The organism is Pseudogracilibacillus sp. SE30717A, from assembly GCF_037071985.1.
Taxonomy (GTDB): Bacteria; Bacillota; Bacilli; order Bacillales; family Amphibacillaceae; genus Pseudogracilibacillus.
Genome location: NZ_JAXHDF010000005.1, coordinates 147469 through 169959, shown reverse-complemented (window position 1 = coordinate 169959; position 22491 = coordinate 147469). Strand labels below are relative to the sequence as shown.

The following is a 22491-nucleotide window of genomic DNA, read 5'->3' as shown; positions in this document are numbered from 1 at the left end:
AAGAGATCGCGAATTGACTTCGCCACACATCTATATTTTATCATGTTTTTAATCGTGTGGCAATGTCAATCAGCGTCCTTGTAATGAGTATTATATTTAGGACGATAGGGGTCAGCATATGAAAGAAAAGAGACTTTACCACACAAAAGATTATGAAGAGTTATACACAATTCATGAAGATACAGTTGAACAAAAGATAGAAAACTTAAGGGATTCAAATATAGCTAAGTATAGGGTGAAATCTATTTGGAGTGGGGACATGCTAGAAGTTGAGGCTTACCCTCTATTCAAAACACCTATTGGAAAGAGAGCAAGAAAAAGTAAGTCTAGCACAGAATCCCAAAAAAGATTAAATGATAGAAATACAATAAAGCATGTTACTAGATTAGTTCACACTAATTTTACTGATAAAGATTTGTGGACCACATGGACATATAAAAATGAGAATTTACCAAGTGATCATAAAGAAGCAAAAAAAGATATGACTAATTTTATTAGAAGATTGAGATATTGGTTATCCAAGCAAGAAGAATATAAAGGTTTTGATTTAAAGTATGTGTACGTTACAGAAGTTGATGAAGACAAGAAAGTAAGAGTTCACCATCACATGATTACCAATTTTCCTGATAGGGATGTAATGGAAGATTTGTGGAACGGGGGTGGTAGATCACAGACAAGAAGGTTACAGCCTGATGATATGGGGTTAGAAGGTTTGGTCAGATATATATTAAAAGAAAATAAAAAAAAGAAAACAAAAAGGTACACCATCAGTAGAAACATGAAGCAGCCGAAAGTAACGATTGCAGATAGCAAGATGACAAGGAAACGTTCTGAAAGATTAGCTAGAGAAGAGGTTAGCGCACAGGAAATGTTTGAAAAGTGGTACCCGAATTATAAGTTCAATGATATGGAAGTGAAGTTTAGTGAGTTTATGAGTGGTGCTTACATTTACGTGAGGATGAAGCGGATAGAACCGTTAATTCAAACAAAGAAAAGGGAGTGAGTAAACATCAATCCTATTAACATCATTACCAGGATAAGAGAATCAGATCCGTATATTGAAATGATTTATTTATATGGAGGGTGTTATAAATTTCATGAGATTTTAAAGGGGATCTTCCTAGAAGCGGAGCCATACATCAATGAGGAAAAGAATCACGTAGTAACGAAGATTGATGGAAATTATTATGACATAACAGGACACGTAAAGGGAGAATACCAACCGCTTACGAGCGAGAGAGATATTAGGTTATGTGAAAGTTGGAGTTTCTCAAAGGATTATTTTTTAACGAAAGAATGCACGTATTGTGAAGAGCCATTTTTAATAAGTGTGGAATTACAGGAGAGGGAGTGCTATTCAGGTGAGAATCAAAATATATAAAGCAAGGTTTCAAACAGCAGGAAAGACAAGCGAAGAAATTAGAAGTGAATACGATGATTCAATAGGACCGCCGCCAACAACAGAAGAAATTGAGTTATGGAGAAAAACATTAATTGCGTTAGATGGAACAGAATTATTTGTTACTAATTCATTTTTATCTTCAGGTGACAGGTACACGATTATTAGTTGGCCAAATGAATCAGATGAAAAAATGATGGAGTTTGTTTATGCAGCAGAACAAGATTCAATGTTTGGGACATACCAAAATGAAAGAGAACAGTTTATAAAGGATTGGAAAACAGAAAAATATGAGCCTAGCGGTTCATTATCGGTTGGTGCATCAGATATAAAAATAATCGAAGAATTGAGGCGGTCCAATGATTGAAATGTTGTTAATTGTAAGTGTGACAGTAGCGGCAGTATGCTTCATTGTTTCAATACATTACAACGGATATAAGAAAGGCTATAAAAGTGGCTTCATGCAAGGGCGAACAAGAATAAATGAATATGCTTTAAAAGTTAACCAGGCACTGAATGAACGAGTCGCGGAATTGCAAAGTGCCAGGAATGACAAGAGAACAAAGTAAGCGAGGTGAATTAATTGCAAGAATGTTACATCAAAGATGGTGAAGATTTAATTGAAGCGGAATTTATAGGTATTTATCAACATTCAAGAGTAATAGAACCTAGCCCTATGTTAGGTGGACATCCAGGTGGAGTCATTGCACATCCAATAGCATTGGTAAGAGTAAACAACAGATTCAGACAAGTAAATCCATTCGATGTAGTAATGGTGGAAGAGGATTAAGTTCACATTATTTTAAAAGGATTGATTTCATGACGTATTACGGAAGACGAGGACAAGCATTTGAGAATTTAATAGATTACACGAACAACGTTTATAGAAACAAAGAGGCAGCACTCATCAACAAGCGACCAACACCAATGAAGATAATAGGTAAAACTAGGGGCAATCAACATATATGCACATTCGCCGAAAAATCAACAGTAGATTATGACGGAATTTACCGAGGGAAGGCAATTGTGTTTGAGGCAAAATCAGTAAATCTGAAGCGATTGCCATTAGATGTTATACCTAGGCATCAATTAAGTTACCTAAAAAAAGCAGATGAACAAGGAGCAATATCATTTCTGATCGTTGAAATAAGACCAATGAGGGATGTTTATCTTGTAACAAACAACATGCTTCAAAAGTATGTACGGGAAGCGGAAAAAGGCGGGAGAAAATCAATACCATTAGATGACTTAGAGGTATATGCCGAATTAGTGGACCAAGGCAACGGAATACCACTAGATTATCTATCGGTAGTAGACAAACTGATAGAAGAATTAGAAAGGTGACTTGCGATGGAATATTATTGTCCGAATTGCGGGGATGAAATGGAACATTGGCATCAAGAAATTTACGAATGTGAAAATTGCGAAATAATGATTGACGTAGAGTCACAGAAAGGGGATATATCATGTTAATTCAAGCGGAAAATAAAATTAAAAGTGAAATGGAAAAAGAAAAGAATGCCTATGTAAAAGTAATTGGCGAGTTCCTGATCAACTACATTAAAGAAAATGAAAGTGAAGCGGAAAAGATTGTCGCAGATGACAAGAAGTCGATCATGGGGAGCATCGAGGAAATGCGGAAAGAAGCGAATAAAAACAGAGTAGGCAACATGGCCATGCTAACACCTGAACAAGGATACGCAGTTGTATTAAAGTATTTCGGAATAAGTGAGAATAACGAAGTGAAAGTTAACTACTCATTTGACCAGGGGAAAACAGGCGGCGACTTCAATGCAAAGTTGGATGATTTCCTATGATGATAAAAGAAACAAGAGACAAATCAATTGCCAAAAAGATTAAAGACACACTAAAGCATTTTCCGAACAAAATAAATAAAAGAATTCACGATTACGTGATTAATAATGTGCTAATTGAAAGTAGATACATTTTTACGACAAGAAAAAGAGGAAAGCAATTCGGTTACTGTACGCATTGCAAAAGCGAGTATGAAACATATAAATTAAAACACAAAACTAAAATGGGATGTCCTGAATGCAGATCAATATGTGAAGTACGGGCATCAGGTTACAGCAGAAAATACATGATTGATAAAGCCTACTTCGTTTATTACGAGAAATCTAAAATAAATAAAGAAGCGGTTATTGCGCGCGGCTTTACTGTATGGATGGATTGGAGCGGGGATTACAAGAATGTGAAACCGCAATATGAAACAGATGCAAGATACCTATTTGAAATGGGAAATCCAGTATTTATAAAAACGTTCTATTCTTGGCCAGACAACGCAGTGAACTATGAATTAAGAAAATCGGTATTCACATTGTTCAAAAGAACGGGATATTTCGGTGTACCGCTAGAATTAAATCAAAAAGTAAGTATCGACAGCATCGATAGAGCAATTGAAGGAACGCAATTCCAATATTCGGAGTGGAATAAATTCACAGAAATAGACGATTACGTCGCCTATTTCGCACTGTATGCAAAGCATCCGCAAATAGAATATTTGATGAAGCTGGGGTTCAGAGAATTTGTTAATAAAAAACTACACAATGTAACGACTTTTAGGACGATTAATTGGAACGGGAGAACGTTAGATAAAGTACTAAGAGTTTCAAGGCAAGATGTAAAGGAAGTAACTAGAAATGCACACAAGATAACACCATTCATATTAGCAGTGTATCAATTAGCAAAAAAGGACGGATCGAACTTTACATTGGATGAAGTGATTGAACTGACATGGCAAGGGCTAGAAAATGAATGGGACAACTTGAAGAAAGTGCTGAAATATACGAAATTCAGAACATTAATAAATTACCTTAGAAGGCAAACGAAAAAAATCAATGAGGAACGTGAAGAAATCGATCCAGGGAATGTGGCGGGAGAACACAATAACTTAGGGCAGACGTTTATATTGTTGAATGACTATTGGAACGGGTGCAATCGACTTAATTTAAGAATAGAAAAGGATATACCTGAATATCCAAGTGATTTGCAACGACAGCACGACAACATTTATAAACAAATAAAATTCAAAGAAAACAAAGAACTTGATCAGCGCATCCAGGCAAGGTTGAAAGAATTATACGAATTCGAAAATGAACATTTTTTCATGCGGCCATTCGAAAACACTTACGAAATCATTCAAGAAGGAAAGATGTTGAAGCATTGCATCGGGAATTATTCAGAACGATATGCTCATGGAAAAACGGACCTGTATGCAATAAGAAAACACGAAGATCCTGATAAGCCATTTTACACACTTGAAATAACAGAAGGGGAAATACGTCAGTACTATGGATATGGCAATAATAGAAAAATAAAGAAGTCAAAAGAAATCATTGAGTTCGTAAATGAGTTTGAAGCGGAAATATTAAAAAATAAAAATAATAAAAAGGAGATCGCGTCATGAATGAAATAACGGTCGAAAGATCATCAGAAGTTATTGCGGTGGAAATAAACAGCATCAAAGATCAGACAAGAAGGATGGTTTTACACAATAGCATAGAAATCGGAAAAAGATTAGTGGAGGCAAAGGCTATTGTTCCTCATGGCGAATGGGGAAATTGGTTGGAGCAATCCGTCGACTACTCACAATCAACAGCGAATAACTTAATGAAAATTTACGATGAATACGGAGGCGATCAATCCCAGTTGTTTGGCGGGGATGCGAATTCGGAAGCGATTGCTAGTTTGCCATACACAAAGGCACTTGCGCTACTAAGTATTCCCAGTTATGAACGAGAAGAATTTGTTGAAGAAAATAATGTTCACGATTTATCGACAAGGAAATTACAGCAAGTAATCAAGGAAAAGAAAGAATTAGAGGAAAAATTACAGGTTTACGAGGATGAAGCAGAAGAGCATAAAGATTTAAAGTTAAAGCTATCCATGAGTGAAAGTAGAGCGGAAAAGTTAGAAGAGCAATTAAAAGAAGCAGAGGCAAACGATGATGAAGATTTGATAAATAAGCTAGAAACAGAAATCGAAGAATCAGGCAAAAAAGTTAATGAATATGATAAAAAAATCAAAGAACTAGAAGCGGAACTAAAGAAAAAGCCGATTGAAGCTACACAAATAGTCGAAAAAGTACCTAAAGAGGTAGAAAAAGAATTAGAGGATTTAAGGAAAAAGGTTGAAAACAATGCAAGTAGTGAAGCGGAAGTTAAATTCAAATACCAATTTGAAGCATTGGTTACTAACTTCCAAACATTATTAAAATCATTAGGCGACGTGGAAAGCAAAGAAACTGTCGAAAAATATAAAGTGGCCATAAAAGGGTTGATCGATAAAATGACGGATACATTGAACGGGTGATGGATATGCCGATCGATGAAAAGATTATCATCCTGGATGGATTAGACTTTTTATGGAGCAAGAAAGATATTGAGCACGTAGTAAGCATGCATAACAAAGGTTATCACATCAAAGACATATCCAAAGATATAAACAGAAACCCAGCTGAAGTCTTATTAGCATTAGTGGATGTAGCGGTGAAAGGGAAGGTCGGAATACGTCCATTAGTAAAGAGGTGAAAAGAGATTGCAATATGAACAAGCAAAGGAGCACATCAAAAAGACGATCAATAACATGTCGGGAAAATACAGCAAATACAATATATTTCGTGACTTCATTGTATTAAGTGCATGTACAATATCAAACAGTGTGGACAAGGTCCATTTTGACGAGAGGGAAAAAATGTACATGGATACGATTGCTAATTACAGTAAAGAAGAGGCTGATAAATTCGCCGAAATGCTAGCGATGATTACAATTGGTTTTAGTGGCGGAAAAATGGGAGATTTCTTAGGAGAACTATACATGTCGATGGAATTCGGAAATAAACATTCAGGGCAATTCTTTACACCTTATCACTTATCAAAGCTAACGTCGCAAATCTTAGGGGTTGAATTAGATGAAGATGGAATTGTGACATTAAATGAGCCTTCAGTTGGATCAGGTGGAATGGTTGTCGCTTATGCAGAAACGATGAAAAGTATGGACATGAACTATCAAACACAATTGAGGGTCATATGTAATGATATTGATTACGATGTAGTTAAAATGTGCTATATACAATTGTCGCTATTAGGAATTGATGCGGTAGTCATGCAGGGCGATACAATAACTTTAAAGATGAACGAGACGTGGTACACACCTATGCATATTTGGAACAGAATAAGAAAGGCAAAAGAGTCTGAAGTCAATGAGGCGAATGAAAAGACAGAAAGAATGTATGCAGATATGAAGCGGATATTAGAAATGGAAAGTGAAGAAACAGCGGAAACGAAGGAACCACAATTAGTCGGAATACCAGGGCAAATGTCAATATTTGACTACATCGAATAGGAGGACGAGTCATGTACTGGACGTTGAGAAAAAGGAACAGAGAATTAAAGGTTACAAGCAGAATGAAAGTTATTTTATTAAAGCTGATTGGCTGGAAAGTGATGTTCCACTTCACGAAAGAAGGAGTTGAGTGAATTGCCAAGCGAAGCGGAATTGAGCATTTTGAAAGAAAAGAACAAAGCATTAAGTGAAGCGAACAAAGAACTAGCCGAACAAAACAAGAGGTATCAAAAGACAATAACAAGCGCCATAAAATTATTGTCGAGACATTCACCAAGAACCGCATTAAAAACAAGTTTATCAAACCTATTAATAAAATCACTGGAAGATGAAAGGAAGTTATTGCATTGAATGAATTAGTGAAAAAAGTTGAAGAGTGGGCGAAAGATAGAGAGTTACACATCGCAGATCCGCATAAGCAAATGTTAAAAGTAGTTGAAGAGGTTGGGGAAATATCAGGAGCATTAGCAAGAAACAATATCGGTGACCTGGAAGTAGAGATAGGAGATGGAATAGTAACATTAATTATTTTATCAATGCAACTAGGGATGGATATAGAGAAATGCTTGGAACTTGCGTATAAGAAAATCGAAAAGAGAAGCGGGAAGACAGTGAACGGAATCTATATCAAAAAGGAAGATTTATAAACAAGAAATCAAGGGGTGAATCTTCATGATAAAATGCATCGATTGCAAAAAAGTGATCGATACCGAAAACGATACATTTGTTATGGAACGAGTAGAGGATTCATATGAACACATCTGTTTCAATTGTTTCAAAGACAGGAAGAGAAAATAAGTACTCAATCCTCTTCAAATAAAAAAAGCTAGACTTGCGCCTAGCAAAAAGAATATCTAAAACCATTATAACATACAGGCGGTGAGTCTATGCGATTACTATTATCTGAATATAAACAATCACGAAGAGGGTTGAGGAAGATGTTGCGAGAACTAGATAAAAGAGAAAAGATAACAAAAAAATCGATAGAAGTGAAGAAAGTTAACGAAATAGAACCAATCATAGCAGATATAGAGAAAGAATTGCGCATCATCAAAAGAGATAAAGGAATTGTTAATAGCATGATCCGCAGCACAAGTGAAATTATAGATTGGATAGAAACAGGGGTCAATCCTTATTTTAGGCAAGGAATTGATAGAAGGCACAATTACGACATAATATATTTAGGGCAGATGGATCTTATACCTGACATTTCAGAACAACTGAAAAGTGAAAGAGAAGAGTTGAGACGGTTATCAAGGGAAGAAAAAGAATTGATAACACAGGTACTCAAGACACTTACAGATAGAGAGAGGGAATGCTTCATATTACATGTTGCGGCAGGACATAGCATGTACGAAACAGGAAAGATACTCGGTATAGCCAAAACAACAGTACAGAACCACATAGAAAAAGCTAGGGTTAAAATAGAGAAGATTACATCAAACACCTAACATGGTACGGGTATGGTACGAATTCGTATATAGTGAGAGGCATTTCCTTTCGTATGATATAATTTAGGCGAAGGGAGAGATGAAGAATGAAGAAAATATTCATTACATTTTTATTAGTATTTGCACTCGTCGCTTGCAGTAATGATTCAGAGAAAGAAGAGAAACAAGTTGAAGAGCCGCAAGTAGAGGAACAGGAAGCAGAAGTAAATGAAGATGAACCAGAAGAGGAAGAGGATGAACCTGAAGCGGAAGCGGATGAAGATGATGAAGGTTCAGCGTGGGATGACTTGAAGAATCAAGATAACATCATAGGTAAAAGTGACAAAGATTACTCGGAAGTTTCAACAAAGCCATCCGAAGTAAGAAATGACAACACAGGTAATTGGCGAAAGGTGACGTTAGCGGAAGACATAGACTTCGAGGATTACGCGAAATCCTACCAAGAGTTACATATGGAAGAGGGAGAAACTCACTTTATCGTCAACTTTAACAGAAAGACGACAACAGTAATAAATGAATTCAACAGTCTTTTATACGTGGACATTCACGAATACGTTGAGAAAGAAGAGCACGATGCAAATAAGATAGGTTCAGGAATGGTACTTATCAATTATGTAATATATCCTGATGGCGACATAGAAGAATTAGAAGAGTAAATCAACAGCAACCAGGCGCTTATTAATCGTAAGCGCCTTTTCATTAAAGGAGCGCAAATGATATGGAAGAAAAACAAAGCAACCTAAACACAGTCGAGTGTAACGAATGCAATGAACAATTTATTATTAACGAAAAGATCAGGAAGCATCCGAATGCAATTGAAGAAACATATTTCGAGTGTCCTAATTGTGAGTATGAATACATTGTACTTGTCACAGATCCACCATTAAGAAAAGAAATAAAAGAAATTAAGAAACTACATGAACGGTATATCAAAAGGAGAAGTAAGGCAACAGCTAGATCTGAAGTGCTTCAAAGTAAACTTGAAACAGATAAAGTTATGCAGGATGCGCTAGAAGCGGTTGATGATGTGTTGGACGATTGGAATGAAGACATCTAAAGGGGGTAACGCAATGCTTACAACATACAAGGTTATTCTATTGATTATCCTAGTTATAAGTGCCATAGGAGTAATGGGAGAAAATAAAGACTTGAGACTTCAGAGAAACATGATGCTATTAGGTGTAGCTTCAATGATTAGTTTCATAGTAACACATGCATACTTTTGAAATTAAAGGAGTGATTACACATGGAATTAAAACCTGAAACAATCAATCCATTCAGGGATATCGGTAAAGCGCTTAGTGAGGCATTTGAATTAATTAAAAGAGACTTGATTAATTTTTTCGAACAAGTCAAAGAAGCCAGGGAGAAAATAAAAGAGCGAAAGAATAGAAGGCATAATTATTATTGGAACATTCCTAGATTAATAAGTTTGGAAGATCAGGTATTAACAAGGAAGCCAATAACAATTAATATCAGAACGAACTTATGATGTGAAGATCAATGGACCTAGAAACTATTAAGCATCTAATAAGAACAGACAACCTAATTAAGTTCTACCAATCGAGAGCATGGAGAGAACTTAGGAAGATAGTCATTCGCAACGCAAACTATGAGTGTGAACATTGCAAGGAGCAAGGAAGATTAACGACAGCAAATACTATAAACAGAAACGGAAACAAAACAAAGATGGAAGTGAACCACAAGAAACCATTACGAACGCATCCACACTTAGCATTGACATTAGGTAACCTTGAATACTTATGCATTGATTGCCACAACATAGCTGATGGCAAGGACAGATACTTACAGCAGAACAAGAAAAGATTCTTCAGCCCAGAACGATGGTAGCTGGGAATGCGCACAAGATACTCGGAAAAGAAACCATAACTAATACCCCCCAGTCAAAAGTTTCGACTTTTATTTGGGGGCCGCTGAAACGCGGGGGGGAGGTAGGAAAAAACATTTTTCGTTTTCCGCGCATGAGAGGGGGGGTACTATGCGCGTTTCGCGAGAGACTAGACGAATGAATGTTCGTGCTGATTTAAGAAAGCAGCTTCGAGAAAATGGCATGGACACCCATCTATGGCTTGATCTCATTGAAGATTACATGAAATTTTGGGACCTAAAAGAAGAGTTGCAAAAATCGATTAGAACAAAAGGTGCAATGGTTACGGTTGAAAATGGAAAGCAACGTTTTTACAAAAGAAACGATGCAGTCGTAGAGTTGCCAAAGGTTTCAAAGAGAATGACCGATATTTTAGATAAGTTAAAAATACAAGTTGCGGAAATTAAAGATGAAGGTGAAGGGGATGACGACGTATAGAAACACACACAAATTTATAGATGAATATATAAAATTAATTAAAAAAGGAAAAATGGCAGCTTCAAAAGAGGTTCACCTTTTAATAAACTTAGTCAAGAGCATACTTAATAGAGATGATGTATATATAGATCATGAAGCGGTTGATAAAAGTGTAGAGATACCAGGAAGGTATTTCCCGTTTAAGCTTTATCCTTGGCAAAAGTTCGTAAATGTGTTCATTTATGGTTTGCGGTGGAAAAGAGACGATACATTAGTATTTGATAGGTATTTTTTATACATGGGCCGCGGTGCTGGAAAGAATGGATATATATCGTGGAATAGTTTTTACATGATGACAAAGCAGCATGGAATCAGGAATTATCACATTGATATCGTTGCAACAAGTGAGGATCAGGCAAAAACATCATTCGAGGACGTTTATAATGTATTGGAGGATAACGAGTCAAGGCTAGGAAAGGCATTTGATAGAACATTAGTAAAAATAGAAAGTAAATCAACAAAAAGCAGGTTAATTTATAACACATCTAATGCGCGAACGAAAGACGGAAAGCGCGTAGGGTGTGTTATTTTTGATGAAGAGCACGAATATGAAAACTACGATTCTATTAAAGTTTTTACTTCAGCAGGTGGAAAGATTGATGATTATAGAGAGTTCCATATATCTACAGACGGAAATGTTAGGGGCGGACCATTAGATGACTTAAAAAAAGAAGCGCAGATGCTTCTTAATGGCGAATTAACAATAGAGGACACAACGTTATTTCCCTTCATGTGTAGGTTAGATGATCCGAAAGAAGTAGATAACGAAGACATGTGGACGAAAGCAAATCCATCATTGCCATACGACGAAACACTCAAAAGGAAAATGAGAAGCGAATACACGCGTATGCAAATAAATAGCGCAATTAGATTGGAGTTCATGACTAAGAGAATGAACAGGCCAGTCGAGGACGTAAGAACAGTAGTGGCAACATACGATGATGTTCTATCGACAAATAAACCATTGCCTGAAAAGTTAAAAGGAATTACCGCAATAGGTGGAGTTGACTTTGCGGATGTCAGAGACTTTTGTTCTGCAGGTTTACTTTTTAAACATGACGGAAAGCGCTATTGGATTCAACATACGTTCGTGCATCATTTGGCACTAGAATTACAAGACATTAACGAAGACATTATCGAACTAGGAAAAGAAAAAGGATTAATTTCGATAATACACAATGAAAAATCTATAAATCCTGATAGGGTAGTTAATTGGTTTTTGGAGCAACTTCGAACATTCAACATTAAAAAGGTGTCTATGGATGATTACAGGGCAGCAATTCTAGGGCCAAAACTAGAAGAGGCAGGATTTGAAGTCGAGAGAGTACGACGGGGCAGGATAACGCATGGAAAATTAGATCCATTGATACAAGATATGTTCATCAATCAAACAATCATATTCGGTGACGATCCTGTTATGCGCTGGTATGTAGGTAATGTTTATAAAGACGAACAAGGAAATGGAAACATGGAGTACAAGAAAATAGATAAAGAGCGGCGAAAAACAGATGGATTTTTCGCTTTTACGCATGCGCTAAATTTTGATGGTGAACTGAAAGATGCAAAAGCAATCACGAAGGAGAATGTAAAGAAAATCATCAGATCGTATAACTATTAGGAGGTGAGGAAATGGGATTATTAGATTGGTTCAGAAGTTTCTTGAAGCGGAAAAAGGAAGTGTCAAACAATGAATTATTTTACGAATCAGGAATCGATTACTTTTTTAAGAAGATAGCAGTAGACACATGTATTGATTTAATTGCAGGATCCATCAGTCAGTGTGAAATACAAACATTTGAAAAAGGTGTTAAAAACCGAAGCAATAACTATTATCTTTTTAATGTAGAGCCTAACCAAAATCAAAACGCAACAAACTTTATGCACGAATTAGTAACAAAATTAGTTTATGACAACGAATGTTTAGTTGTGATGATTAATAAGCAGCTATATATTACCAGTAATTTCACTCGAGAAAAACAAGCGCTAAAAGAAAACACATATAAAGATGTGACAATAGATGATTACGAATTAAGCGATGTATTCACAGAATCAGAAGTAATGTATTTTGAATTACGCAACGAAAAAATAACTTCAGTAATAGACGGAATGTACGAAAGTCTAGGAAGGTTATTGATATCATCTATGAATTATTATAAAAGGAAAAATAACAAGCGCTTATTAATTAAGGGTGATTTTCTAAGACCTCAAGATGACGAAACGCAAGAAGCGATTGACGAGTTATTCGAGGGTCAATTAAAGAATTGGTTTGATCCAAATGTCGAGGGTTCAGCATTCCAGTTGCAAGACGGATATGGTTTAGAAGATATGTCGGATGGACAAACAGGAACAAATAACGCGGGCTTAAGTAGAGATATTGCAGCACTGATAGATGATATTTTCAATTATGTTGCAATGAGATTCAATGTACCAAGAGGATTGCTTAAAGGAGACTTCGCAGATTTAGAGGACCAAATAGAAAGCTTTTTGATGTTTGCAGTGAATCCAATAAGCGAATTAATTCAGGATGAAATCAATAGAACAGTTTATACGAAAGAAGAATATCTAAAAAGAACATATGTAAAAATAGATACAACAAAAATTAAAGTTATTGATATATCCAAGATTGCAACAGCACTAGACAAACTATTTGCTATCGGTGGATTGAGCATAAATGATGTTTTAGAAGAATTGGGCAGAGAGCCAATCAGTGATGAATGGGCTAATCATCGATATGTAACCAAGAACTATCAACGTGTCGATAAGCAGGAGGATGATGAAGATGAATAATTCATTAATTGATAAGCCAATGAAAGGGGGTGGGAGTGAATGAAAAGAATGACGGTTGAGGATTTCCTAAAGAACTTCAAAAACCAACAGCACACAGAGCAATTAAAACAAATACCACAAAAATTCAATGTCGTTCATGACAACGAAACAAAGACAACGAACATAACGATTTACGGAGTTATTGGTCAATCGTGGTGGAGTGATTCGTTTTCGGCGAAAGATATTGATAACGCGCTTAATGAAGCGGGTGAAAATGATATTATTATCAATCTTAATTCACCAGGGGGCGATGCATTTGATGGCATATCGATATTCAATCGGCTAAAAAGACATAAAGGAAATGTTACTGTACATGTCGATGGTTGGGCTTGTTCGGCCGCCTCAATAATTGCGATGGCTGGTGATGAAGTTATCATGGAACTAGGGTCAATGATGATGATACACGAAGCATCTAGTGCTGTATGGGGTAGTAAAACAGACATGAGGAAAGAAGCGGATGTATTAGAGGAATTAGAGGAAGGAATAGTAGATATTTATAGTACAAAAACAACATTGGAAAGGGATGAAGTACAGGAAAAAATAAACCAAGAAACATGGATGAGTGCATCAACAGCAGTAGAGTATGGATTCGCAAGTAAAACGTCATCAGAATCAAAAGAAGACGAGGAAGACGAATCTACAAACGAGCAAACAGAATTAAGTAATATCGAAAAAAGAAATATTTTAGAGGAACTGAACACTGTATTAGGAAATGGAACACAACGAAAAAATACTATATTAGATAAATTCAAACGTCATTAATTGACGTTATTTTTATTTTAGGAGGAAATAAAATGACAAAAGGAATTGAAAACTTAGATAGAGAAGAATTACTAGAAGGAAAAGAGGAACAGATCACAGCATTGCAACAAGCATTTGAAAGTACAGATCCACGAGAGGTTGCCCAAACAATTGTAGAAAATTACGAAAGTAACTTATTACATTTCCAAGATGTAATGAATACAACAATTCGTGAAGCTAACCGCGCCAATGAACAACAATGGGATGATGCGGTTTTAGCGCAAAGGGGAGTACGTCGCTTAACATCAAGTGAATTGAAGTTCTACAACGAGGCAATTGAAGCAAAGTCATTCGATGAAGTGAGCAAGTTAATGCCGCCAACCATCTTCGAACGAGTATTTGAGGACTTAGCACTTGACCATCCTTTGCTGTCACGAGTTAACTTCCAACGTGTTGGAGCCTCAACAATGTGGATTGTTCGCAAGCCAGGACAAACCGTCGCAACATGGACAGAGGTAACAGACAAAATTAAAGAAATGATTGATCATGGATTCGAAACAATTGACCAGGGCATGTTCAAATTGTCAGGATTTTTAGTTGTCAGCAAGGCAATGTTTGAGATTGGTCCTGAATGGTTAGACCGTTACGTTCGAGCATTCTTAACTGAAATTATCGCAGCAGAATTAGAAAAAGCAATTGTTACAGGAGATGGAAACAAAAAGCCTATTGGAATGACTAGAGATTTAGACGGGGCGGTCACAGGTGGAGTATATCCTGAAAAGGAAGCGGTAAAATTAAAGGATTTGAAGCCGAAAACAATCGGAGAAGAAATTCTTGCGCCAGCAACAATTATAGAAAAAGATGAAGGCGGAAATCCAACAAAAACACGACCGTATGACGGAATCACATTCATTCTTAATCCATATAACTACGCAATGCACTTCTTTTCAGCGGGAGTAAAGCAACGCGATGATGGAACTTGGGAATTTGACAAGTTTCCTGTACCAGGATTAGATATCATTCAAACGTCGGCAGTACCAATCGGAAAAATGGTTGTCGGTCATCCAAAGGACTACTTTATGGGAACAGGAACAGACTCAACATTAGAACATTCAGATGTTGTCAGAATGATTGAGGACCAAAGACTGTATGTTGTACGTCAGTTAGCGAATGGGCGACCGTTAGACAATGACAAGTTCGATGTATTTGATATTAGCGAACTAGGAGTAGAGGAAGAAACGGAAGAAATACCTGAACCATAATTTTGATTTATAGTTTATAGGAGGATGAGCAATGAGTAAGTATAGAGTGTTAGCGACGTTCAAGGAAAACAATCACGATGGTACCGTTTATGAAAAAGACGGTACCTATCCTAAAGAGGGATACAAAACAACTAAAAAACGAATTGAAGAATTAACTTCAGACAAAAACAAGTACAAGCATCCATTTTTAGAGGAAATAAAAGAAGGAACTGAAGCGGATGCTAAAAAAGGAACTAAAGAAACTAAGAAAGAAGCGAAAAAATCTAAAGACAACAAAAAGTCTGAAAAGTAGATGATAACATGAAAAATAAATTATTGTCTCAACTAAAGAGAAAGTTAAGAATCACTTGGGAGGATGAAAATTCTGATTTAGAAGATCTGATAAAAGAAGCGGAGTCGTATTTGTTGAATTTAACAAATGCGACTTTTGACTTCGATAAAGAGGATTGGGTCAGAGGTTTGTTGTTAGAAAGATGTAGATATGATTATCACAATAGTTTAGATGAATTCGAGAAAAACTTTTCATCAGAAATAAAAAGATTAATTGCACTTGCAGCATTAGGGAGGGTGGGAACCAAAGTTGAAAAGGATGAAAAACTACCGTAAAACATACAACGACGGTTATTTGACCTATGGGACTAAAACAACAAAAAGAAAGAATGGAAAAAGAATCGGTTCCACCTTTGAACCTGAAGGAAAGTTGGCATTCAATGAATTATCTATAAGAGAACAAGATTATCAAATGGCAGATATGTCAACGTCGAAACTTGATTTAAAGGTTGAAACAATGTATCCGCCATCGTTTAAAATGAAGCGGAAAACAAAGTACACAGTAGTCATTGAGAGCATCGAATACGACGTTATTAAACTTGATACAGATTATAGTAAAAACAATTTGTATTTCTACCTACAAGAAGTAGGTGAGGCAGGTGATTCGGTTGAATAAAAGAACAAAGAAGTACATGACGGATCAAAGTGAAGGTATTTTTGATGAACTAAAGTCATTCGGTTTGTCGGTTTATGAGGATGAAGTAGCGGAAGATGAAGAGGAGCAATTATTCAATTCAGATAAATACAATTTTTTCACGATTGAATACAGCAACATTAATGCTACAGAAAGCCCGACACAGTTATCGCAAATAATTATAATCGATTATTATTCGGAAGACCGCCACGATGTATGGGAAGTTGTGGTTGATGTAATAACGAAAGTAAAAAACATCAAGGCAGTAGCATTCGACAGAGCGAGAAAAGAAAGGTTGCGAATGAGTGAATCCGAAAGATATATTGATCGTGTCTCAATTGTATTCAAGCGGGTGATAAAACTTGAGTGCTAAATATGAAATAGATTATAGCGATGTCTCGAGGTTGGAAGAAAGAATAACAAAAATACCGAATGAATCAGAAAAAATCATAAATAAAGCACTAGAAGATCAGGGTGTAAGAATGGTAGTTGAGGAAATTACTAAACTTATTAAAACAGGTGAACGTCCAGGCAGACACGCAAATCAAAGTAAGTGGGAAACAGTAGACAACTTTAATTTAGGATTCGATGTTAAATCGCGCGGAGGGGCAGCAAAAAATAAAGGGTCATTTGGATATCTTGTTTTTCCTGATCAAGGAAGAGGACCGCGAAATCCAATTGAACAACGATTTTCGGAACGCGGACTGGATGCGGCTGAACCTAGAGTCGTCGAAAGTCTAGCGAGAGACATCGAGAAAAAAATACAGGAGGTTTTATAAGATGGCTAATAACGTAATTACAGAGTTTGATTCAGTATCTATTATTAACGCAAGTATTCAATTTTTCAAAGGTGGAACAAAGCAAGACGGAACGAAATTCGGTTGTGTAGGACAGTTAGAGTCAGAAACAGAAATAATCGAAATTGTTAAACGTTGTGCTGGTGTAGAAGTTAAGAAGGTATCAAAGCCACAAAAAGCAAACGTAACAGTTTCAGCACACATACCGATTGATGTGTTTCGTAATTTCTTCGGACTTACAAATACAGGACTTAAACCTGGGATTTATTCTTACGGAACGAAATCAAAAGGACAGAATTTCGTATTTACAGCAGATGTTGTTGATGAATTCGAGGAAATAACAAAACTAATTGCATTTTCTAATTGCTCAAGTGCCACAGGGTTGAAGTTCACTATTGAAAACGGAGCGGAGGAAGTAGCATTATTAGAGTTAGAATACACAGCACTTCCTGACGACAGGCAGGAAATTTATTATGAAGCATTAGTACCTGAATTAGATGATGATGAAGTGGCGAAAGATTGGCATAAAGATTTTACACCAGAATTAGTTGAACTACCTACACCATAGTAGGTAGTTTTTTATTTTAATTAAAATGAAGGGTGATCAATATGAAAATAGCAAAAATCACATTAAAAGAAATGGAAGTTAGAGAGGAAAACGGAGAATACAAACAACACTTTTTTAACGAAAAAACATATCCAATTTTCCTAACAAACTATGCTTTAAAAAGAGGTAAAGAGCAAGGGTATATTGAAACGTCGCTATTTAGTGAATTGGCCAAGATGGTTGAAATGGAAAAGGCAAAGAAAGACGATGGCGAATTAGACGTAAGTCAACTATCGGGCTTCGATGAAGAAAAGGCGATTCAAATCATTTATTTAGGGCTAAAAGGCGCTAACAAAGGGCTTGAATTACCTTACGACGATTTTCTTGAACAGTATCATTACGACATCGAAAGCACATTAGAACTTTATGCTGAATTAATAACTAATTTAGTATCCTCAAATCCAAATCAATTCGCAAATGAATTCAAGAAGGTAACAAGTAACGATAAAAAAAAGTGGTAACACCAAAACTAAAAATTGAATGTGTAGAAGATCTATATGTTCTATATTGCATCGCTTACGGGATTGATGGCGATGTTTTTTGGCATGAACCGATTAATTCGGTCGAAAGAATATATCAAAACGTACTAGCGTTTGAGGCATGGCGAAATAATCCGAGAGAAAGGTAGGTGTTGCAATTGGCTAAAAACTCGGAAATAAAAGTAACGTTTAGGGCATTCAACAAAGATTTCAATAAGTCTGTAAACGAAATGAAGAGATCATCTACACAGTTAAGGCAAGAATTAAGATTAAAACAAACGCAATTACGATTGAATGGAACTGAACAAGAAAAGTTACAGGCCACAGTAAGCAATCTAAACAAACAGTACGAAGTGGCGAAACAAAGAACAAAAGAAACCGCGGAGCAATTGGAAAGAACAAAACAACAGTTTGGGGAAAATTCAAACGAAGCAAAACGAATGGAAACCGAACTAAGGCGGGCGCAAATTGCCGAGCAGTCAATTGCAAACCAACTTGAAATCACGACACAAAGATTAGATGAAGCCAAGCGAGCTGAAGCGGAACGTACAAGTGAAGTTGGAAAAGCAAAAGAAAACCTGAAGCAATTACAGCAAGAAGAGGAAAGGTTAGCGCAAACATCGGACAACCTTACAAAAAAGTTTGAAGCAGAAAAGGCAGCGCTAGGAAATAATGCAAGCGAAACAAGTAAGGCAAAACTAGAATATGATCATTTGCAAGAAGCAAAAAAAGTCGCAGGCGAACAAACTGAAAACTTAAGAAAACAATTAGAAAATGCAAAAACAGCCTATGGTGAAAATAGTAAAGAAGTTAGAGATTTAGAAGGAAAGCTATATGATGCGGTAAAAGCCGAACAAGAAATAATAAACAAATCACAGGAATTGCAAAAAAGAGTAGGTAATGCTTTAAAAGTTGCGGGAAGTCATGCTAAAGAGTTCGGAGACAAGATGCAAGAGGCGGGAAGAAAGGCAACCGATGTCGGAAAGAGTCTTTCTATGAAAGTGACAGCACCAATAACCGCATTCGGAGCGCTTGCAGTACGAACAGGAATGAAGTTTGAAAGTAGCATGAGTGAAGTTGCCGCAATCAGTGGATCAACAGGAAAAGACCTAGAAGACCTGGAAAAGAAAGCTAGGGAAATGGGTGCATCTACATCTTTTAGCGCGAGTGAAGCGGCTGAAGGATTAAAGTACATGGCATTAGCGGGATGGGAAAACGAAAAGATGCTATCAGGACTAGGGCCTGTATTAAACCTTGCTGAAGCAGGAAGTTTAGATTTAGGTAGAGCATCGGACCTAGTTACAGATAGTATGGCAGCGCTAGGGGTAGAAGTGGACGACCTGGAAGATTACTTGGATAAAGTTGCACAAACAGCATCAAGCGCAAACACAGATATAGATGCGCTTATGGAAGCGATGATTGTGACAGGTGGTAAGTTCCGAGAATTCAATGTACCACTAGAAGAGGCTAATGCAATGCTAGGGATACTAGCTAACAGAGGATTAAAGGGTTCACAAGCAGGTACGGCCATGAATGCAATCATGACGAGATTAACGCAATCGTCAGGGCCAGCCGCAAAAGGACTAGAAGAGTTGGGGCTTAGCGCATTTGATAGTGAGGGTAATTTCCGCGGAATGGAAACAGTGCTGAAGGATGTTAATGAGAAAATTAAAGACAAAACCGATGAGGAAAAATCGGCAATCTTAACATCTATATCAGGACAAAACCACAGTAAAGCATTATCAGCGATTTTAGCTGGATTAGGCGATGAATACGATGAATTAAAGGATAGTGTAGAGGACTCGAACGGTGCATTACAAGAAATGCGAGATGTAATGAAAGATAACTTAGGTGGAAGATTAGAAAACCTAAGTTCAGCATTTGAAGAATTGCAAATAAAAATATACGAGGCACTTCTACCAACATTAGAAAAAGTCATCGGTGCATTTCAAAAAATTGTCGATTGGATGAACAACACATCGCCAGCAGCAAGAAATGTAGTGATTGTTTTAGCGGCAATAGCGGCAGCAATAGGACCGCTTCTCATAGTATTTGGTCAATTATCGATATGGATCGGCGGGATTGTTAAATTATTTGGTGGACTTGCAAGTGTGATTGGCGGCATTTCAGGCGGAGCAGGAATGTTGGGCGGAGCACTTACAATGCTGAAGACGGTATTAGTCGCATTGACAGGACCTGTAGGAATCGTAATCGGAGTAATCACTATACTTGTAGGAATATTCGTCAGAATGTATCAAGTTAATGAAGAGTTTCGCGAAAAAGTGAATGAAGTATGGAGCGCAATCACTGAAAAAATAGGATTGGCTATTGAACATATAAAAGAATTTATCATGGAAATATTCGGGCAGGTAGTGGATTGGTGGAATGAGAATAATGAATCGATTAGACAGGCAACGGAAAATGTTTGGGAGTGGATACAAACATTTTTAGGTGTGGTATTCGATGTTATTCTAGGTATTTTCCAATTTATATGGCCATTAATAGAATTTATAATCGTCGATACTTGGAATGCGATTAAGAACGTGATTCAGGGCGCGGTTAATGTGATTCTAGGAATAATAGACTTTTTTGTAGCGCTTTTCACAGGCGATTGGGAAGGTTTATGGGAAGCAACGAAACAAATATTATCAGGAGCAGTTCAACTTATATGGGGATTAATTAATTTATGGTTTGTAGGAAAAATCCTCAAACTAGGAAAATCATTCGTTAAGTTGTTTCAAGGTGTATTTACGAATTCGTGGAAGTTCATAACAAATTTATTCACTAGATCTGTATCAGGAGTTAGAAATACGGTTTCTTCAGGATTCAACGCAGTTAGAAATTTAATATCTAACATAATGAACGGAATTAGAAATGTGATTTCTTCAATATGGAATGGAATAAGAAACACAATTTCAAATGTCGTCAACGGAATTAGATCGACAGTGTCAAATGTGTTCAGCAGCATCAGGAATACAGCATCAAACGTATTCAGCGCAGTAAGGGATCGAATGGTGCAACCGATCCAAAAAGCAAGAGATTTAATAAAGTCAGCAATTGATCGTGTGAAGGGTTTCTTTAGTGGTATGAAACTCAAATTTCCAAAAATAAGTATGCCTAAACTACCTCGATTCTCACTCGAAGGGAAGTTTAATCTAATGCCGCCTTCAGTACCTAAGCTTAAGATTAACTGGAACGCACAGGGTGGAATTTTCACTAGACCGACAATATTCAATACAGCAACAGCGGGACTTCAAGGTGTAGGTGAAGCGGGACCTGAAGCAATTATTCCATTATCTGAAAGAGTACTAGGAATGATTGGGAAGATGATTGCAATGACAATGCCGCAAATGGACCAGTACATCGAAGTGCATCCAAGTGACGTAAACATGTCGGGTGAAAAGGTAGGAAGTATAACATGGAGAGTTGTCAAAGGGAAAATAGATAGAAGTGGTAATCGAACAAGAAAGATAAGAAGAGGGTGATGATAAATTGATAAGTAAACATAATTTCATTATAAAGCACCAGGACGGTAGCGAATACAATTTACACAATTATGGAATTTGGGTACACGACTTCATAATATCATCACCTAATTTCGATACCGACACACAACAATTGCGACGTAAAGAACGAATTAAAAAAAGAGTACCAAAAAGCCGAGACGTAGATATCGAATTGTTATTACAGACAGACTCAATGGAAGAATTAGACGAAATGATCCATTTAATTTATAGGATATTCTACTCTTACGATGAAATGGAAATCATAAGAGATTTAACACCTGATAAACGAATATTCGCAGTACAAGAACAATCATATGGAATAGATAGTATAACGTGTGAAGATGGAGAAATTAATATTAACTTAAAAATGTATGATCCTTATGTGTACAGTTTAGAAAAAACAATAAACGTAGTGGAAAGTGAAACACCTTACAGTATAGGTGGACTTGAACCTACCGAATGGAAAGCTAAATCTGTTTTCACAGCAGCAACGGATTCATATGTATTAAATTCGGAAGACGGAAGATTAGTAATCAATTACGATTTTAAGATAAATGACATCTTAGAAATAGATTACAAAGAAAGGTTACTACTATTAAACGGTTATGTGATAGACGTCGGGTTATCACTAGAATCAATTTGGTTTGAACTTAAAAGTGGATTAAATAAATTAAGTGCAACCAACAAAACTGAAATATACTTTTCAGAAAGACATTATTAGGGGGTGCTA

General features: G+C 36.5%; 33 protein-coding genes. All 33 read left to right on the top strand.

What is annotated here, in order from left to right; translation table 11 throughout:
- Positions 1-118: 118 nt before the first annotated feature.
- The 33 genes from SPD48_RS09635 (at position 119) to SPD48_RS09480 (ending at position 22482) form a co-directional block, all read left to right on the top strand.
- Entirely contained in the window at positions 119-1003 is an 885-nt protein-coding gene (locus SPD48_RS09635; protein ID WP_336257882.1) for a rolling circle replication-associated protein, read from the top strand.
- Positions 1004-1009: 6 nt separating this feature from the next.
- A complete protein-coding gene (locus tag SPD48_RS19950) occupies positions 1010-1381 on the top strand; it encodes a hypothetical protein (protein ID WP_442962141.1) in 372 nt (123 codons plus the stop codon).
- Positions 1362-1766, top strand: a complete 405-nt coding sequence (locus tag SPD48_RS09630) for a hypothetical protein (protein ID WP_336257881.1) — start codon at positions 1362-1364, stop codon at positions 1764-1766. Before SPD48_RS19950 ends, SPD48_RS09630 begins: the two co-directional genes overlap by 20 nt.
- Positions 1759-1968, top strand: a complete 210-nt coding sequence (locus SPD48_RS09625) for a hypothetical protein (protein ID WP_336257880.1) — start codon at positions 1759-1761, stop codon at positions 1966-1968. Before SPD48_RS09630 ends, SPD48_RS09625 begins: the two co-directional genes overlap by 8 nt.
- A gap of 14 nt (positions 1969-1982) precedes the next feature.
- Positions 1983-2189 (top strand): hypothetical protein, encoded by a 207-nt coding sequence (locus tag SPD48_RS09620; protein ID WP_336257879.1) that lies wholly within the window; start codon positions 1983-1985, stop codon positions 2187-2189.
- Between the two features lie 29 nt (positions 2190-2218).
- Positions 2219-2743 (top strand): Holliday junction resolvase RecU, encoded by a 525-nt coding sequence (locus tag SPD48_RS09615; protein WP_336257878.1) that lies wholly within the window; start codon positions 2219-2221, stop codon positions 2741-2743.
- 122 nt (positions 2744-2865) lie between these two features.
- Entirely contained in the window at positions 2866-3216 is a 351-nt protein-coding gene (locus SPD48_RS09610) for a hypothetical protein (protein WP_336257877.1), read from the top strand.
- Positions 3213-4826, top strand: coding sequence for a PcfJ domain-containing protein (locus tag SPD48_RS09605; RefSeq protein ID WP_336257876.1), 1614 nt, complete (start codon positions 3213-3215; stop codon positions 4824-4826). The genes SPD48_RS09610 and SPD48_RS09605 overlap by 4 nt, the downstream gene beginning before the upstream one ends.
- Complete coding sequence (locus tag SPD48_RS09600; RefSeq protein WP_336257875.1) at positions 4823-5731, top strand: DUF3102 domain-containing protein; 909 nt, start codon at positions 4823-4825, stop codon at positions 5729-5731. Before SPD48_RS09605 ends, SPD48_RS09600 begins: the two co-directional genes overlap by 4 nt.
- Positions 5731-5949: a hypothetical protein gene (locus SPD48_RS09595; protein ID WP_336257874.1), complete on the top strand. Its 219-nt coding sequence runs from the start codon at positions 5731-5733 to the stop codon at positions 5947-5949. Before SPD48_RS09600 ends, SPD48_RS09595 begins: the two co-directional genes overlap by 1 nt.
- A 7-nt stretch (positions 5950-5956) precedes the next feature.
- A complete protein-coding gene (locus SPD48_RS09590; RefSeq protein ID WP_336257873.1) occupies positions 5957-6763 on the top strand; it encodes an N-6 DNA methylase in 807 nt (268 codons plus the stop codon).
- 11 nt (positions 6764-6774) lie between these two features.
- Entirely contained in the window at positions 6775-6897 is a 123-nt protein-coding gene (locus SPD48_RS09585) for a hypothetical protein (RefSeq protein ID WP_336257872.1), read from the top strand.
- A 1-nt stretch (position 6898) separates the two neighbouring features.
- Complete coding sequence (locus SPD48_RS09580) at positions 6899-7114, top strand: hypothetical protein (RefSeq protein WP_336257871.1); 216 nt, start codon at positions 6899-6901, stop codon at positions 7112-7114.
- Positions 7111-7410, top strand: a complete 300-nt coding sequence (locus tag SPD48_RS09575) for a MazG-like family protein (protein ID WP_336257870.1) — start codon at positions 7111-7113, stop codon at positions 7408-7410. Before SPD48_RS09580 ends, SPD48_RS09575 begins: the two co-directional genes overlap by 4 nt.
- A gap of 291 nt (positions 7411-7701) precedes the next feature.
- Entirely contained in the window at positions 7702-8214 is a 513-nt protein-coding gene (locus SPD48_RS09570) for a sigma factor-like helix-turn-helix DNA-binding protein (protein ID WP_336257869.1), read from the top strand.
- Positions 8215-8300: 86 nt separating this feature from the next.
- A complete protein-coding gene (locus SPD48_RS09565) occupies positions 8301-8870 on the top strand; it encodes a hypothetical protein (protein ID WP_336257868.1) in 570 nt (189 codons plus the stop codon).
- 62 nt (positions 8871-8932) lie between these two features.
- The gene (locus tag SPD48_RS09560; protein WP_336257867.1) at positions 8933-9271 is read left to right on the top strand and encodes a hypothetical protein; all 339 of its coding nucleotides are present in this window, start codon (positions 8933-8935) and stop codon (positions 9269-9271) included.
- A gap of 189 nt (positions 9272-9460) precedes the next feature.
- The gene (locus tag SPD48_RS09555; protein ID WP_336257866.1) at positions 9461-9706 is read left to right on the top strand and encodes a hypothetical protein; all 246 of its coding nucleotides are present in this window, start codon (positions 9461-9463) and stop codon (positions 9704-9706) included.
- Positions 9707-9717: 11 nt separating this feature from the next.
- Entirely contained in the window at positions 9718-10065 is a 348-nt protein-coding gene (locus SPD48_RS09550; RefSeq protein ID WP_336257865.1) for an HNH endonuclease, read from the top strand.
- 148 nt (positions 10066-10213) lie between these two features.
- Positions 10214-10540 (top strand): P27 family phage terminase small subunit, encoded by a 327-nt coding sequence (locus SPD48_RS09545; protein ID WP_336257864.1) that lies wholly within the window; start codon positions 10214-10216, stop codon positions 10538-10540.
- Positions 10527-12197, top strand: coding sequence for a terminase TerL endonuclease subunit (locus SPD48_RS09540; RefSeq protein ID WP_336257863.1), 1671 nt, complete (start codon positions 10527-10529; stop codon positions 12195-12197). The genes SPD48_RS09545 and SPD48_RS09540 overlap by 14 nt, the downstream gene beginning before the upstream one ends.
- Positions 12198-12208: 11 nt before the next feature.
- Complete coding sequence (locus SPD48_RS09535; protein ID WP_336257862.1) at positions 12209-13366, top strand: phage portal protein; 1158 nt, start codon at positions 12209-12211, stop codon at positions 13364-13366.
- A 39-nt stretch (positions 13367-13405) separates the two neighbouring features.
- A complete protein-coding gene (locus SPD48_RS09530) occupies positions 13406-14167 on the top strand; it encodes a head maturation protease, ClpP-related (protein WP_336257861.1) in 762 nt (253 codons plus the stop codon).
- Positions 14168-14199: 32 nt separating this feature from the next.
- Positions 14200-15408, top strand: a complete 1209-nt coding sequence (locus SPD48_RS09525) for a phage major capsid protein (RefSeq protein WP_336257860.1) — start codon at positions 14200-14202, stop codon at positions 15406-15408.
- A 31-nt stretch (positions 15409-15439) separates the two neighbouring features.
- Entirely contained in the window at positions 15440-15700 is a 261-nt protein-coding gene (locus SPD48_RS09520) for a hypothetical protein (RefSeq protein WP_336257859.1), read from the top strand.
- An 8-nt stretch (positions 15701-15708) separates the two neighbouring features.
- Entirely contained in the window at positions 15709-16014 is a 306-nt protein-coding gene (locus tag SPD48_RS09515; protein WP_336257858.1) for a phage head-tail connector protein, read from the top strand.
- The gene (locus SPD48_RS09510; protein WP_336258077.1) at positions 15998-16354 is read left to right on the top strand and encodes a head-tail adaptor protein; all 357 of its coding nucleotides are present in this window, start codon (positions 15998-16000) and stop codon (positions 16352-16354) included. Before SPD48_RS09515 ends, SPD48_RS09510 begins: the two co-directional genes overlap by 17 nt.
- A complete protein-coding gene (locus SPD48_RS09505; protein WP_336257857.1) occupies positions 16347-16745 on the top strand; it encodes a hypothetical protein in 399 nt (132 codons plus the stop codon). Before SPD48_RS09510 ends, SPD48_RS09505 begins: the two co-directional genes overlap by 8 nt.
- Complete coding sequence (locus SPD48_RS09500; RefSeq protein ID WP_336257856.1) at positions 16735-17151, top strand: hypothetical protein; 417 nt, start codon at positions 16735-16737, stop codon at positions 17149-17151. Before SPD48_RS09505 ends, SPD48_RS09500 begins: the two co-directional genes overlap by 11 nt.
- 1 nt (position 17152) lies before the next feature.
- Complete coding sequence (locus SPD48_RS09495) at positions 17153-17737, top strand: phage tail protein (protein ID WP_336257855.1); 585 nt, start codon at positions 17153-17155, stop codon at positions 17735-17737.
- Positions 17738-17778: 41 nt separating this feature from the next.
- On the top strand, positions 17779-18237 hold the full coding sequence (locus tag SPD48_RS09490) for a hypothetical protein (RefSeq protein ID WP_336257854.1): 459 nt from the start codon (positions 17779-17781) through the stop codon (positions 18235-18237).
- 176 nt (positions 18238-18413) lie between these two features.
- Complete coding sequence (locus tag SPD48_RS09485) at positions 18414-21740, top strand: phage tail tape measure protein (protein WP_336257853.1); 3327 nt, start codon at positions 18414-18416, stop codon at positions 21738-21740.
- A gap of 7 nt (positions 21741-21747) precedes the next feature.
- Positions 21748-22482, top strand: a complete 735-nt coding sequence (locus SPD48_RS09480) for a phage distal tail protein (protein ID WP_336257852.1) — start codon at positions 21748-21750, stop codon at positions 22480-22482.
- Positions 22483-22491: the final 9 nt, after the last annotated feature.